Here is a 1,176-nt window from a genome sequence, read left to right on the forward strand (position 1 = left end):
ATGGCAAAAGGTAAGTTTGAGCGCACTAAGCCTCACGTAAACATCGGCACGATCGGCCACGTTGACCATGGCAAGACGTCGTTGACGGCAGCGATCACGAAGTACTTCGGCGAGTTCAAGGCGTACGACCAGATCGACGCGGCTCCGGAAGAGAAGGCGCGGGGCATCACGATCTCGACGGCGCATGTCGAGTACGAGACGCCGAACCGCCACTATGCCCACGTCGACTGCCCCGGCCACGCCGACTACGTGAAGAACATGATCACGGGTGCGGCGCAGATGGACGGCGCGATCCTGGTTGTTTCGGCCGCCGACGGCCCGATGCCGCAGACGCGCGAGCACATCCTGCTGGCCCGCCAGGTCGGCGTACCGGCGATCGTTGTGTTCCTGAACAAGGTCGACCAGGTCGACGACGCGGAGCTGCTGGAGCTGGTCGAGCTCGAGGTTCGCGAGCTTCTGTCGTCCTACGAATTCCCGGGCGACGACATCCCGATCGTCAAGGGTTCCGCGCTTGCGGCCCTGGAAGACTCCAACAAGGAGATCGGCGAGAACGCGATCCGCAAGCTGATGGAAGAGGTCGACGCCTACATCCCGACGCCTGAGCGCCCGATCGACCAGCCGTTCCTGATGCCGATCGAGGACGTGTTCTCGATCTCGGGCCGCGGCACGGTCGTTACGGGTCGCGTCGAGCGCGGCATCATCAAGGTCGGCGAGGAAATCGAGATCGTCGGCATCCGTCCGACGACGAAGACGACCTGCACGGGCGTGGAGATGTTCCGCAAGCTTCTGGACCAGGGCCAGGCGGGCGACAACATCGGCGCGCTGCTTCGCGGCGTGAACCGTGACGGCGTCGAGCGGGGCCAGATCCTGTGCAAGCCGGGTTCGGTGAAGCCGCACAAGAAGTTCAAGGCGGAAGCCTACATCCTGACGAAGGAAGAGGGCGGCCGTCATACGCCGTTCTTCACGAACTACCGTCCGCAGTTCTACTTCCGCACGACGGACGTGACGGGTATCGTGACGCTTCCGGAAGGCACGGAGATGGTGATGCCGGGCGACAACGTGACGGTCGACGTGGAGCTGATCGTTCCGATCGCGATGGAAGAGAAGCTGCGCTTCGCCATCCGCGAAGGCGGCCGCACCGTCGGCGCCGGCATCGTCGCCTCGATCGTCGAGTAA

The 1,176-nt window shown here is 63.7% G+C and carries 1 protein-coding gene; it reads left to right on the plus strand.

Going from position 1 to position 1,176, the window contains the following annotated elements:
* Complete coding sequence (tuf, locus tag NNZ72_RS25350) at positions 1–1,176, plus strand: elongation factor Tu (protein ID WP_257318457.1); 1,176 nt, start codon at positions 1–3, stop codon at positions 1,174–1,176.

This window comes from Shinella pollutisoli (assembly GCF_024609765.1).
In the GTDB taxonomy this organism is placed as follows: Bacteria; Pseudomonadota; Alphaproteobacteria; order Rhizobiales; family Rhizobiaceae; genus Shinella; species Shinella pollutisoli.